We start from the raw sequence: 12,707 nt of genomic DNA on the forward strand, positions 1-12,707 counted from the left end.
CCGTATAGTTTTAAGAAAACTTAAGGAGCAAATACATGAACTATTCCATCTTTCAATTTCTTAATAACTTGGCCGAGCATTATGATTGGATCGACGATCTCATGGAAATATTCGCCCAAGACATCGTATGGATCATGCTGGCCGTATTAGTATGGCTTTGGTTTACCGGTAAAGAAGCTAATCAGAAGCTTGTATTTTTTTCCTTCCTGTCCGCATCCGTTGCCTTGTTAATCGCAAGCCTGATCATTTCACCGGAGGTGAACCACGCTCGGCCGTTCGTCGAACATCAGGTACACCAATTGATTCCGCATGCGGCAGATGCTTCCTTCCCAAGCGACCACGCTACTTTGGCGTTTTCCATTGCGTTTAGCTTATTGTGGGTGAAACGCAAGTTAGGTGTTGTTATGTTAGGCTTAGCAGTCTTGACTGGCATTGCAAGAGTGTATGTAGGCGTTCATTACCCAGGCGATATTGTCGGAGCAATGGCTTTATCTCTATCCACTAGCTTGATCGTTTTTCTAGTAAGAGGCTATTTGGATTCGATTCCTCTGTTCTTCATTCGGATATACCGAAAAATAACGTCTCGGATACTCCATGTCCATGATAAATAAAAAGGCAGCCACGCTAATCTATGCGGCTCTAACGCTCATCGTCGTCTTGTGCATGATACCTAAATACTCTTATAACGATCCCGACACGTTCTGGCATATCGAGCTCGGCAAATATATGCTCCAGCACGGAACGGTATTGCATCATGCCATTCATACTTTCTATAACGATCAACTGCCTTATGTTCCGCATGAATTCGGTTTTCAGCTCATTATCGCGTTATTGTACATGGCTTTCGGGTGGCCGGGCATTTACGTATTAACCGCCGTATGTCTCCTCTTGCTCGTACTCGGCTTATATCGATTAACCCGCGTTTCCCGCAAAGAAATGGGCTTGGAGCAGCACCACTCGGTGCTGTTCTTGTTCGTGCTCGCCGTAACGTGCTGCATTTATTATTATTACTTCACGACAAGGCCTCAGATGATTTCATCCGTGCTGATCGTATGGTTTTTCGTTTATCTCAGGGAATTCCGGATGCAATCCGCGGTCAAATACTCCGTCCTTTTGGTTCTCATATCCTTGGCCGTCGCGAATATTCATGCAGGGGTTTGGCTTGTTATTGCGGTCTTCACGGGGATGGCGATCTTGGAAGCATGGGCAGAGAAAAGGTTTAGCAAGCGCAGCGTCATTACCTTCGCACTCGTTTATATCGCAGGTCTCATTAACGTAGGCGGGCTAAAGAGCATTCTATATATTCTTACCGTCACCAAAAATCATTTCAACATGCGGATCGATGAATGGCAGCCTATCAACTTCGGAGATTGGATGAATTTCCCGAGACTTATCCTGCTGCTATTTTTCATATCCATCCTTCCCTTCGTCATGCACAAGAAGCTGTTCCGATTCATGTTCATGCTTGGAATCGTGTACTTGGGCATCTCGAGCTACAAGCAAAATTTGTTCATGTGGCTGTTTATCCCTTATTTCGCAGCGACCTTCGTGGATGTCGTCCCTTATGTTCATAAAATTCGCATCCAATGGAGCACGGGATTAATGGCGACCTGTTTGAGTATAGCTCTCTCCCTCAATATCCTATCCGCTTTCTTATTTCCTACGAAGATCAATGACAAGGATTATCCCGTTGAAGAAATGACGTACATATTGAAGCACACTCCGGAAGGAGTCAGACCTAAAGTGTTGGCCCGCTACGGCTCATCCGGATACGTGATGTTCCGAGGCGGAGACATTCTATGCGACGGAAGGCAGGACCCTTTTATCACGGCGTCGTCTAAAGGGGTGTTCGGGTGGACGGCATTCGAGCGCTCAATGAACGGATTCTCCGACTATTTGCCTGATATCGTCGCATACGACCACCCGGATTACGTCATTACGAGCAGCAATTCTTCAGGCAAGCAATTCAACAATTGGGTCGAAAAGTTTGGAAAACCCGTGTTTAAAGGCCCTTACGGCAACGTATTCCGGATCGACAAAACGAGTTAGCTCGTCCGCTCCTCGAACTCTGAGCCTTTCGCGAACTCCACCCGGTTCCGACCTAAGCGTTTGGCACGATACATCGCCTCGTCCGCAAGACGGAAAAGTTGCTCGGCGTTATGGGCAACGCTCGGATAATGCGCTACGCCGATAGAAAGCGTTACTTTGTTGTCGGTTGGGCTATCCGTTTCCGACATATATCTGCGAATTTTCTCCGCATCCTGAAGGGCGACATCGAGCTCCTCATTTGGCACCAGAACCACGAACTCCTCCCCTCCGAAGCGGCAGCACACATATCCTTCCCCTACCAGACGCTGCAGAGAGACGGACAAGAACTTCAGCACCTCGTCCCCCTTCTCGTGCCCGTATGTATCGTTCACTTGCTTGAAATGATCCAAGTCCATGACCATCATCGAAAAAGGTATCGATTGTTCGATCCAGTGCCTAATGAATTGATCCAACGTTCGTCTGTTATAGAGTCCTGTAAGCGGGTCTGTCTGCGCTTCTTTCGATAAATTATCGAACTGGAAACGGAAGTGGCGCGCGGCGCGGCCGAATGCCCTGTGCAGCTCGTTAGCCTCATAATTCCAGGAATGAATTCGCGGAAGCCTGTCTCTGCCGCTTTGGTTCGGAGAAAGCATCGACGCGAATTGAGCCAATTTGGAGAATGGCGCCGACATCTTACCGACAAACCAATATATAATTGCAATAAAAACAAGCAACGCCGGAAGCATATAAATCACGATCTTCATAACGAGGTTGCGGGCAGACGTCAATACGATCTCCGTTGGCGTCTGGGCAACGATGCCCCAGCCCGCTTCCTTGATATAGGAGTAGCTTGTGAGCATATCCACGCCTTTCGTATTCACAATTCGCCTTGTCCCGCTTTCGCCTGCCATCAGGCTTCTTACAACTGTATTATGCGAGCCATCCTCCCCGATGCGGCTCGGGTCCGGATGGTATAACAGATGTCCGGAAGAACTTACAACATAGGCGTAAGAGCCATTAGCTTGATCAGGTACGCTCCCGAGTACGGTCTGGAAGATGTTCGTTTCATGAAGCCGAATCGAACCTCCGATGAAACCCAAATACGTTCCTTTCGCATCTTTAAGAGGTTGGCTTACCATCACGATCAGTTTATTCGTTGCCTTGCTCATGTAAGGCTCCGATACAAGGGGGCGTTGTTCCTTCAGCGCCTGCTGAGTGCCTGCGGAAGTAATCTTAGTTCCGATGTTGCTTGGTTCCGCATTAGATGCATCTACGAGAGATCCATTCCGATCGATAATGAAAACGGTGTTAAACGAGGGATTGCTACGTTGGAATAGCAACAATTGTTCGTGCAGATCGGGCCTGGTTAAATCCGTCGCCAAATACTCGCCGGTCACGGCAAGGCTTTGCTTCATATTATCGAACAGGCTATTCACCGTTTCCGAGATTTTCTCGGTATATACTTGATTTAATTGAAAGGTCATTCGGATAAGCGACTGCTTCTCGCTCCGATAAGCAATGAACGAACTAATGGTGAGCGTTGCCAATACCGTTAATAGAACAAGCGCATTTACGGTTGATCTTAACTTAAAGCCTCTCTTTATGCGCACCATGCATTCTCCCCATTTGCTCGTATTAACGTTGTATTCGACAAAAAACTGTATTTTCCTTGAATTTATCCTCACCCAAATAAAAGAAAAAAGGCCTGCTCCGCCGATCGTGAAGATCTTCCGGAACAGGCCCTCTTCCTTTTCATCGTTCTTTTTATCGGTCTATTTATCAGGTTCGCCCGATGTCAAATCTTTCTTCACGGCATTATCGCCTTGCGCCAGCTTGCGCAGCCATTGATTGACGTCGACGCCGGTTAGCGCGCCTACGGTTTCCGGCATCTTGGCGAGCAAATCCGTCACATAACCGGTAACCTTGCCCGCACCGCCGTTCGGTCCGCTGCCGCCTCCATCGACGATGACGATTTTCTCCGTCTTCGATAGCGGTTCGGCAATCGCCCTGGCGATTTCCGGGAATTTCTCGATAATCAGTTCGATTACGGCTGCTTCTCCGTACTTGCGAAGCGCATCGGCGATTTTGTCTTTGGCTTCCGCTTCGGCTAATCCTTTAAGCCTGATAACATCCGCTTCCGCGGTTCCTTCGGCTCTTTCCTTGTCCGCGTTGGCATTACCCGCCAGCCTGACCGCCTCCGCTTCCGCCTTGGCTTTCGCTTCAATCTGGTAGCGATCCCCTTCGGCCCGTTGCTCCTGAGCGAAACGTTCCGCTTCGGCTTGCTTCTTCACCGTCGCCACGAGCTCCCGTTCGCGACGTTCGATTTCCTTGGCTTCGAGCTCGATCTGCTTTTCCCGTTCGATGACTTGGATTTGCATCTCTTCCGCTTTGACCGATTGCATCGTGCGCGCTTCTTGAAGCTTGTACGCTTGGTCTGCTTCGGCTTTTTTCATGTCCTGCTCCTGCTTAAACGCCGCTTTCTTCACTTCCATTGCCTTATGCGCTTCGGCGATATTCGTTTCAGCGTTAAACTCCGCTTTCTTGCCATCTTCCAACGCTTTCGATTTAGCTACCTGCTCATCGCGGAACGCATTCGCTTTGGCGATTTCGGCATCTCTCTTAACGGATGCGATCTGCGGCTGGCCAAGTGCGTCCAAATAGCCGTTCTTATCTCTTACGTCGCGAATCGTGAAGGATACGATTTGCAGTCCCATCTTATTCAGGTCGCTCGCCGCCACTTCCTGCACGTTCCTCGCGAACTCTTCGCGGTTCTTATAGACATCTTCGACGGTCATCGTGCCGAGTATAGCCCTTAAATGCCCTTCCATCGTTTGCGTCGCGATGCTTTTGAGCTCCTCGTCCGGCTTGCCGAGAAATTGCTCCGCAGCTGTAGATATCGACTCCTGGTCGCCTTTGATTTTGATTTGAGCTACGCCGTCGACCATAACGGGTACACCATGGACCGTATACACTTCCGGTGTGTGAATATCAAGCGTTTGCACCTGTAAGGATAAGAAAGAAGCGTTTTGCACGACCGGCCATACGAACGTACCTCCGGCTTTTACGATTTTCATGCCGTCCCGCGTGAGCGCCCCCGTCACGATCATCGCCTCATCGGCTTTAACGGTACGATATCTTGAAGCAAATACGACGATCAGTAAAATAATTACGATTACGATGCCTACCGGAATATAAATCGTTGCATCCAAGTTCAATGAAATCTTCCTCTCTTTATGCGGCTAGAGTTTAACTTTCTCCACGACGAAAGTACCAGCCATCTCGTCTACGATTCGAACTTGAGTGCCTTGCGGTATGACCGATTCCTCGATTGCCTTAGCTGGGGCGCTATGCCTCGTTCCCCCTTGCTCGTAAACGATTTCACCTAAACGCAGCGCTTCGATCGAGGTGATTACTTTAGCCTCGTGCCCGATCATCGCCTTAGCGGATTGTGCCGTCCCTTTCTGCGCGGCATGAAGCGGTATCACGACCAAGAAGAGCACGACGGAGGACACACCCAGTCCAGCCAGAAGCGACAACCCGGCTACCGGCAGAGCCGACCAGCCGGTGCTATGAAGCAACATATACCCGATACCGCCGAATACGGTCATGAAGGTGGCAATGATAGTCGGCGATAAGAAAGGCAATTCTCCTGCATGAATTTCTAAGCCGAACACATCGCCGACGATTAGGGATAAGACGGCATAACCCGCTCCGATCGCGAACAGCACCAGCATCAATGTTTCCACACCGCACCCCTCTCCTAAGGACTGATAATTCTAATATGTAATACGTAAAATATACTGGGAAGTTTCCCCTAATCTGGTGAAAACAAATAACCTGCTCCAAGAGGCTTTCCCGGAACAGGTTATCGTAATTTTGCAACATCGCCTAGTAAACCTTCTTGTGCTCACGATCCGCCTTTAGCATCTCAACAGCCTCTTTGAATCGCAAGGAATGTACGATTTCACGCTGGCGAAGGAATTTAAGGCTGTCTTGAATGTCGACGTCATCCGTATAGTCGATCAACCACTGGTAGGTCGCCCGCGCCTTCTCCTCGGCTGCAATGTCTTCATATAGGTCGGCAATAGGATCGCCTTTCGCCGCGATGTATGACGCGGTCCATGGAACTCCGGCAGCATTGTTATAGAACATCGCACCATCATGATTAACGAAATTGGGGCCAAGTCCCGCCGCCTCCAACTGCTCGGGAGTCGCATCCTTCGTCAGCTTGTAGATCATCGTCGCGATCATCTCGAGATGGGCGAATTCCTCCGTGCCAATGTCGGTTAGCAGCCCGATCACTTTGTCCGGTATCGTGTACCTTTGGTTCAAATAACGCAAAGCCGCAGATAGCTCACCGTCCGCGCCGCCATATTGCTCAACCAGATACCGGGCCATTCGGGGATCGCATTTGCTTACTTTAACGGGATACTGCAGTTTTTTCTCATATATCCACATCTTCTCTCCCCCTCCCTAAACCTGCCACGGCCAAGGGCTATCCACCCATTGCCACGGAAAACGGCTATAGCTATGACCAAATTGCAGTAATGGCCCGTACTTCATTTCAAACTCTCCGGCGATTTGTTGGCGCCGCTGCGAGAGCTGATTAAACTGCTGAACCGATTGCATATCCGTAGGGTGGGTATCCAAATACAAGGTTAGCTCTACCAGCGCAAAATCGACTTTCTGAAGCTCTTCCAGCTCCAGGCGGTACATCTCGCCGCCCCGTACATTCGGCTCAGCTCTTTTGCTTTGGTTATTGCGTTCCTCCCTTTCGAATCGCTCAACCATCCGCTTTGCCTCCTTTAGCCGACCGCCTGGAAGGGTATGGGCTGTAGAGCGCCGGCCACAACGTTCCTCGACATAACGCTTCGTCCAAAGAATATTGCGGCAAATTCATCGGCTGGTACGTAATGTATTGATTGGGGGGAACGATATACCATTTCACGCGGATAGGGGGACACGGATCGCACGGACTTACATACGGCGCGTAATCCCTCCATTGAGCATCATACATAAGATTTTAGCCTCCTCTGTTGGTTCACCCTGCATGCGCGACAACCTTATATATCCGCTTATATCCTATGCTCGATGAACAAGGTTTCAGACATTATTTAATCAAATCTTTCTAGGCTGCGAGAAGCAAAAAAAGCTTCCTCTCTTTGAGTACATCGCCTAAGGCGTCTGTACTTATAGAAGGGCAGCTTTCGCTTGTGCATATAAATCCGTTTACGGCGTTGCCGCTTGGCACTCTTCGCAAATCCCGTAAACCTCGAAACGATGGTTAAGTATTTGATAATGCCCGGGAAGAGCCATCTTCTGCTCCATGGGACAATATTCGAAGGTCAGCGTCTTCTCGCAATTAACGCATATTAAGTGGTGATGGTGATGATCAAGGCAGCTTCCCTTGAACTTCAAACCGCCTTCCATGAAATAAAATTGCTCCAATACCCCCATCTCGCTAAGCATTCGAAGGTTGCGATATACGGTATCGAAGCTGACGCTCGGGTATTTCATGGTCATTTGATCGTACACGTCTTTGGGAGACAAGTACCCGTCGGTGCTCGCGAAAATCTGAGCCAGCGTTCTGCGTTGATCGGTAATTCTCCAGCCGTTCCTAGTCATTGTTGCCAACATTTCCTGACCCAGATTATGATCTGACACCGTTATCCCAATCCTTTCCTAGTCGTCGTTCTTAACTTCATTTATTGGAATTTGATTTTGAAATCGAACAGGCCCGCTTTGCGCATAGCCATGAACACGATGACGACGATCGGCCCCAAGAACACTCCGATAACGCCGACCAACTCGTAGCCGACATATAAGCTGATCAATGCCGACAGCGCGCCGATTCCGACCGCGTCGCCAAGTATTTTCGGTTCGACGATCCGACGAACGACCGTAATGACGAGAAACAGAAGGAACAGGCCTACGCCTGTATAGAGATCGCCAATCGCCATCTGGTACACCGCCCACGGTACAAGGGCTGAACCAACTCCTAGAACCGGCAAGATGTCTACGACGACAATGACCAGCGCGATGGCAAGCGGATACCCTGTTCCGATAACGAGCAATCCGATAAAGGATAAAACATACGTAATGACGCTGAGCAGCAGCTGCGCGCGAAGAAATCCGAATACCGATTTGCGCAAGCTGGTTAATACTTCCTCTACCTGCAACCGAGATTTATCTTCGAACAAAGACAGGAACGAGCTTTTCATCATTGGCAAGCTTAAAGTGAACAAGTATACGGCAACTAAAAACACGATGAAAAAAATGAAGAAGTCGGGAATGCCTGACGCGTAACCAAACAGAACAGTAGATATCTTTGTTGACATGTTTTTCAGAGCTTCTGTCAAGCTGGACATCCAACTTTCCAATTGATCCGGCACCGGAGCTGCTCCGTTACTGGAATATTTCTGGGCTTGCTCAATCAAATCCCGTAAGTACGTGTTCGCACTCGTAAGAAAATCCGGCAATTTCTCGAAAAAACTGCCAAGCTCGCTTACAAGCTTCATCCCTATTAATCCGAGCAATCCTAGCAAAATGACCGTAAATAACGTACTTGAGATCGTGGACGCAGCCAATCGGTTCATTCGCGTCTTCTTCATCATCAGAACCGTTAAAGGTTCCAGGAAAATAGCCGCGACGAGCGCCAATAGGAAAGGAGCCCCTACCGTGAATAATAAATATAAAAAGGCTAACGAAACCACCATCAATAGCAACGTACGCATCGGCATGGCCTTTCCCCTCTCTGGTCACGAATCCCCCGTTATTTCTATTGATCCTTCAATTGTGAATCCAGCAAGGTTTTGTCCGTTGCAGCCTCTTTATTTTTATAAATATGCACGCGTTGAACGCGTAAACGTTCCGTCTGCGCGATCTCGAACACATAAGCCCCGTGAATGACCTTTTGGCTCTTGGAGATATTGCCTTCAAGATGGTTGAACATCCAACCGCCGATCGAATCCACTTCTTCGTCTTCAATCTCCAGCCCGAACAAATCGTTGACGTCTTCAATAAGCATACGCCCGTCCACCGAGGTTAATTCCCCTTTTACGACAACGGTTGGAAGCTCATCATCGAACTCATCGTGAATTTCTCCAACGATTTCCTCCAAGATCGTTTCGGCCGTTAGCATCCCCGCCGTTCCGCCGTACTCGTCGATAACGATTGCGACCTGGGATTTCTTGCGCTGCATGAGCTTCAAGATTTTGCTTACTTCCATGGATTCAGGAACGCTTAGAATCGGACGCAAAAACTCTTTCAGGTCATGCTCTTCATCCGGATCGGACGTCAATAAGTCCGTAATATGTATAAAGCCGATAATTTGATCCTTATCCTCTAATCCTACTGGATAACGCGTATGTTTGGTCGCATAAACCTGCTTCATGTTATCGGCATAGGTCAAGTTCGTGAACAAACAATCCATGTCCGTTCTGGGAAGCATAACCTCGCGGGCAACCCGATCGGCAAACTCGAACACGTTGTCGAACAGCGTCATTTCGTCTTTGTCGATGATGCCGCTTTTGGCGCTCTGACTCATGAGAATGCGAATTTCTTCCTCCGTATGTGCCGCTTCATGTTCGCCGGCCGGTTCAACGCCTACAAGCTTAAGCAGACGGTTAGCCGTTCCGTTCAAAAACCAGATGACGGGAAGAAATATCCGATAGAACATCAACAAAGGCCAAGAAAGCCAGAGCGATACGCCTACCGAACGCTGAATCGCGAGCGATTTAGGTGCCAGCTCCCCTAGAACGATATGCAGGAAAGTAATGACGCAGAAAGCAACGGCGAACGCGATAGTGTGAATAACCGTTGTATCCGTCATGCCGAAACCGTGCAGCACCGGTTGAATGATCAAATCGGCTATGGCAGGCTCACCTACCCAGCCTAAGCCGAGTGACGCTAATGTAATGCCCAGTTGCGTCGCAGAGAGATAAGAATCCAGTCTCTTATTAACCTTAAGCGCATACTTGGCCCTAACATTGCCTTCGTTATGTAATTGCGTCAGCCTCGTTTGGCGTACTTTCACCAATGCAAATTCCGAAGCGACGAAAAAACCGTTTAAAAAGACCAGAAACAACACGAGAATAATATTCCAGATAATCGAACCCCAATGTAGTTCCAAGATAAATCGTGCTCCTCCTTGTCTACCCCGTTCCGACAACCTGATTAACCGTTGTCTTAGGGGATTGCGCGCCTGCTTGTAAAGTCTATATCGCGATAAAACATGTCGGACACGAGTAAATTCGGGCCGCAGCAGCTGGCTGTCGGGCAATGGCAATTAACGGCCTGCTGCATCGGATGATTGCGCCATTTGGCAAATATTTGATCGAGATTCTCTTCATATACATTACCAAAAGAAGGAACCGCGGCAAAATCCGTGACGTAGACGTCTCCGGTAAACATATTTACATTTACCCGATTTCTACCATCCGGATCATTGCGGACCGTAACGTTATTTTCCGCTCTCAGCCTTCCGACTAACCGTCGCTCCTCCTCATTATCGCTGCAAGCAAAAAACGGCAAAGTACCGAACAGCATCCAAACGTCGGGATTTCGATTGTCGAGGAGCGCTTCCACCGCGTTAAACATTTGATCGCGCGTAACGGGCGGCAATCCGGAAGCGAAAGAGCTGGGATACATTGGATGCACTTCGTGACGCAGACAGCCCATTTCGACAATTAACCGATGAATATCCGTTATTTTGTTATACGTGCGAAAGTTGATCATGGATTCAGCGGATACGAATAATCCGCCCTTCGAGAGCCTTAGCGTATTATCGATCATCCGCTCGTACAACTTGGAGGTCGTTTCGATTTGTACGTTACGCCCTGTTCGGGCGAACCCGACTTGATGGAAATCCTCGGCTTTCGTATAGTTAAAAGATATGTGCATGACATCCAAAAAAGGCGCGATCAGCTCATATCTTTCGTAATCCATGGTCACATTCGAGTTTAATTGGGTCCGGATGCCGCGAGCTCTCGCATATTTCAATAATGGAAGCAAAATTTCTTGCACCGTCACCATGCTGAACGTCGGTTCTCCCCCGGTAAAGCTGAGCGTTTCAAGATGCTCCACTTCATCTAACCTGCGGAAAATCAAATCGAGCGGAATGTGAGGCGCATCCTTCATCGTTAGACTGTCGCCGACCGCGCAGTGCTCGCACCGCATATTGCACAGATGAGTCACCGTCAGTTCGACGCTGGTCAGCTCGTGACGACCGAACTGTTGCAATGAACGAATCGGATCCCACGGGTCGTTGGCGGGCGTTAATGCACTCCAGCCTGAAGGCGGTGCGAATGGAGCCGCCGCTGCCGGATGGGAAATTGCTTGCATAATCAATACTCCTGTCGTTTCTACATTACTTTTATTGTACTGGTCGGACGGAATAAAAACAAACATTAGCGGCCTAATAAATAAAACAGGCTGTCCCGAGGGGCAGCCATTCATGGAATTAGGCAGGCAAAGGATTGATTTCTTGCGCGCCCAATTCGATTTTGGATATAAGGATATTGTGATGCGTGGACAAATCCATGTCGAAGGGCGCTTTCAATTCAACGCCTTCTTCATCTGTAAGCACCCGAATGATCGGACGATGCGCGCACGTTGAATTAATGTCGCTCACTATGGCGCTTTGCCCCGTATTCAGTTTAACCGTTAAGCCGATCGGATAGATGGCCACCTTGTCGCGAAACAATTGCAACTTCGTTGTATCATACAGAATATCGCTGCCGGAATACAAAGCTTCTACCGCTTGGTGGGGAAGCATGGCGTCCTTGTACACTCTTTGGCTAGTCATCGCGTCGTACGAATCCACGATTCCGATCCATTTGGCGAACTCGTGTATTTCATTGCCTTTAATTCCTCGAGGATACCCTGAACCATTAATTCTCTCATGGTGCTGGTAGGCGCAGTGGGCTGCCAATAACGGGATATTAGGCTCGTCCTTCAGAAGATAATATCCGCGTTCCGTATGCCTCTTCATCTCGTCGAATTCGTATGCCGACAGCACCCCGGGCTTCAATAATACTTGCATGGAAATTTGGGTTTTGCCTATGTCATGCAGCATAGCCCCAAGTCCGAGCGTGACAAGCTGTTCATGATCATACCCGTTAGCCATGCCGAGCAAAGTGGAATAGACGCATACGTTCAGCGAATGCATGTACAAGTAGTGATCTACCGTATGCAAATTCATCAGCATGATCATCGCGTCACGGTTATTGCCCAGATCGTCCATAATCATTTGCATGACTTGACGCATATTGCGTCCCACATAAGGATAGTTGCCTGTTTTGCTTTTGTGGGGACGGTCGATAAACTCTTGGAACGCCGAGCGTATCGCTTGAATCGAACGACGCTGCGTTTCTTCGCTAAGCAGCTCCGGAACGATCAGGTCCTCCGTTCTAGCATCCTGAATATAGAGAAAACTAATTCCGCAATCTCCCAATCGGCGGATAAGGGATGAAGTCAATTCGACGCCTTCCGCCAGAAGCACGATGCCATCGTCGGAATAAATTTTCTTGGCCAGTTTCATGCCCGGCCGACTAAGAGAAATCGGCATCATGCGCATTTCGTAATAATCCCTCCCTCTATATCTCTATTTAGGGGCTAGAAGGCAAAATTTCCCTTATACTTAACATCGGATATCTCTTAATTAAATTTAAGGGATTTAA

Annotated in this window: 13 protein-coding genes; 2 read left to right on the top strand and 11 right to left on the bottom strand. The window is 48.7% G+C overall.

What is annotated here, in order from left to right; genetic code table 11:
- Nucleotides 1-35 precede the first annotated feature (35 nt).
- Both K7P76_RS13280 and K7P76_RS13285 read left to right on the top strand, forming a co-directional pair.
- On the top strand, nucleotides 36-611 hold the full coding sequence (locus tag K7P76_RS13280; RefSeq protein ID WP_232185785.1) for an undecaprenyl-diphosphatase: 576 nt from the start codon (nucleotides 36-38) through the stop codon (nucleotides 609-611).
- Complete coding sequence (locus K7P76_RS13285) at nucleotides 601-2,049, top strand: hypothetical protein (protein WP_232185786.1); 1,449 nt, start codon at nucleotides 601-603, stop codon at nucleotides 2,047-2,049. The genes K7P76_RS13280 and K7P76_RS13285 overlap by 11 nt, the downstream gene beginning before the upstream one ends.
- Here K7P76_RS13285 and K7P76_RS13290 read toward each other — a convergent pair.
- From K7P76_RS13290 to K7P76_RS13340, 11 genes are all read right to left on the bottom strand, one after another.
- Nucleotides 2,046-3,641 (bottom strand): sensor domain-containing diguanylate cyclase, encoded by a 1,596-nt coding sequence (locus K7P76_RS13290; RefSeq protein ID WP_232185787.1) that lies wholly within the window; start codon nucleotides 3,639-3,641, stop codon nucleotides 2,046-2,048. The two genes, K7P76_RS13285 and K7P76_RS13290, sit on opposite strands and share 4 nt — an antisense overlap.
- Before the next feature lie 159 nt (nucleotides 3,642-3,800).
- The gene (locus tag K7P76_RS13295; RefSeq protein ID WP_232185788.1) at nucleotides 3,801-5,243 is read right to left on the bottom strand and encodes a flotillin family protein; all 1,443 of its coding nucleotides are present in this window, start codon (nucleotides 5,241-5,243) and stop codon (nucleotides 3,801-3,803) included.
- A gap of 24 nt (nucleotides 5,244-5,267) precedes the next feature.
- On the bottom strand, nucleotides 5,268-5,774 hold the full coding sequence (locus K7P76_RS13300; RefSeq protein ID WP_232185789.1) for an NfeD family membrane protein: 507 nt from the start codon (nucleotides 5,772-5,774) through the stop codon (nucleotides 5,268-5,270).
- A gap of 142 nt (nucleotides 5,775-5,916) precedes the next feature.
- Entirely contained in the window at nucleotides 5,917-6,486 is a 570-nt protein-coding gene (locus K7P76_RS13305; protein ID WP_232185790.1) for a manganese catalase family protein, read from the bottom strand.
- Nucleotides 6,487-6,501: 15 nt separating this feature from the next.
- Nucleotides 6,502-6,744 (bottom strand): spore coat protein CotJB, encoded by a 243-nt coding sequence (locus K7P76_RS13310; protein ID WP_232185964.1) that lies wholly within the window; start codon nucleotides 6,742-6,744, stop codon nucleotides 6,502-6,504.
- 67 nt (nucleotides 6,745-6,811) lie between these two features.
- Complete coding sequence (locus K7P76_RS13315) at nucleotides 6,812-7,045, bottom strand: spore coat associated protein CotJA (protein ID WP_232185791.1); 234 nt, start codon at nucleotides 7,043-7,045, stop codon at nucleotides 6,812-6,814.
- Between the two features lie 212 nt (nucleotides 7,046-7,257).
- Entirely contained in the window at nucleotides 7,258-7,665 is a 408-nt protein-coding gene (locus K7P76_RS13320; protein WP_232185965.1) for a Fur family transcriptional regulator, read from the bottom strand.
- Between the two features lie 68 nt (nucleotides 7,666-7,733).
- Complete coding sequence (ytvI, locus tag K7P76_RS13325) at nucleotides 7,734-8,768, bottom strand: sporulation integral membrane protein YtvI (protein ID WP_232185792.1); 1,035 nt, start codon at nucleotides 8,766-8,768, stop codon at nucleotides 7,734-7,736.
- A 38-nt stretch (nucleotides 8,769-8,806) separates the two neighbouring features.
- Nucleotides 8,807-10,162 (bottom strand): hemolysin family protein, encoded by a 1,356-nt coding sequence (locus tag K7P76_RS13330; protein WP_373692395.1) that lies wholly within the window; start codon nucleotides 10,160-10,162, stop codon nucleotides 8,807-8,809.
- A 53-nt stretch (nucleotides 10,163-10,215) separates the two neighbouring features.
- Entirely contained in the window at nucleotides 10,216-11,370 is a 1,155-nt protein-coding gene (gene yfkAB / locus K7P76_RS13335) for a radical SAM/CxCxxxxC motif protein YfkAB (RefSeq protein WP_232185794.1), read from the bottom strand.
- A 118-nt stretch (nucleotides 11,371-11,488) separates the two neighbouring features.
- Nucleotides 11,489-12,604, bottom strand: a complete 1,116-nt coding sequence (locus tag K7P76_RS13340) for an HD-GYP domain-containing protein (protein WP_232185795.1) — start codon at nucleotides 12,602-12,604, stop codon at nucleotides 11,489-11,491.
- Nucleotides 12,605-12,707: the final 103 nt, after the last annotated feature.

It is taken from the genome of Cohnella silvisoli, from assembly GCF_021190915.1.
GTDB lineage: Bacteria > Bacillota > Bacilli > Paenibacillales > Paenibacillaceae > Cohnella > Cohnella silvisoli.

Excerpts from the sequence above, each read along its gene's own strand:
- K7P76_RS13280 (WP_232185785.1), top strand. The coding sequence starts at position 36 with ATGAACTATTCCATCTTTCAATTTCTTAATAACTTGGCCGAGCATTAT.
- K7P76_RS13285 (WP_232185786.1), top strand. The coding sequence starts at position 601 with ATGATAAATAAAAAGGCAGCCACGCTAATCTATGCGGCTCTAACGCTC.
- K7P76_RS13290 (WP_232185787.1), bottom strand. The coding sequence starts at position 3,641 with ATGGTGCGCATAAAGAGAGGCTTTAAGTTAAGATCAACCGTAAATGCG.
- K7P76_RS13305 (WP_232185790.1), bottom strand. The coding sequence starts at position 6,486 with ATGTGGATATATGAGAAAAAACTGCAGTATCCCGTTAAAGTAAGCAAA.
- K7P76_RS13310 (WP_232185964.1), bottom strand. The coding sequence starts at position 6,744 with ATGTACCGCCTGGAGCTGGAAGAGCTTCAGAAAGTCGATTTTGCGCTG.
- K7P76_RS13315 (WP_232185791.1), bottom strand. The coding sequence starts at position 7,045 with ATGTATGATGCTCAATGGAGGGATTACGCGCCGTATGTAAGTCCGTGC.
- K7P76_RS13320 (WP_232185965.1), bottom strand. The coding sequence starts at position 7,665 with ATGTTGGCAACAATGACTAGGAACGGCTGGAGAATTACCGATCAACGC.
- ytvI (WP_232185792.1), bottom strand. The coding sequence starts at position 8,768 with ATGCCGATGCGTACGTTGCTATTGATGGTGGTTTCGTTAGCCTTTTTA.
- yfkAB (WP_232185794.1), bottom strand. The coding sequence starts at position 11,370 with ATGCAAGCAATTTCCCATCCGGCAGCGGCGGCTCCATTCGCACCGCCT.
- K7P76_RS13340 (WP_232185795.1), bottom strand. The coding sequence starts at position 12,604 with ATGCGCATGATGCCGATTTCTCTTAGTCGGCCGGGCATGAAACTGGCC.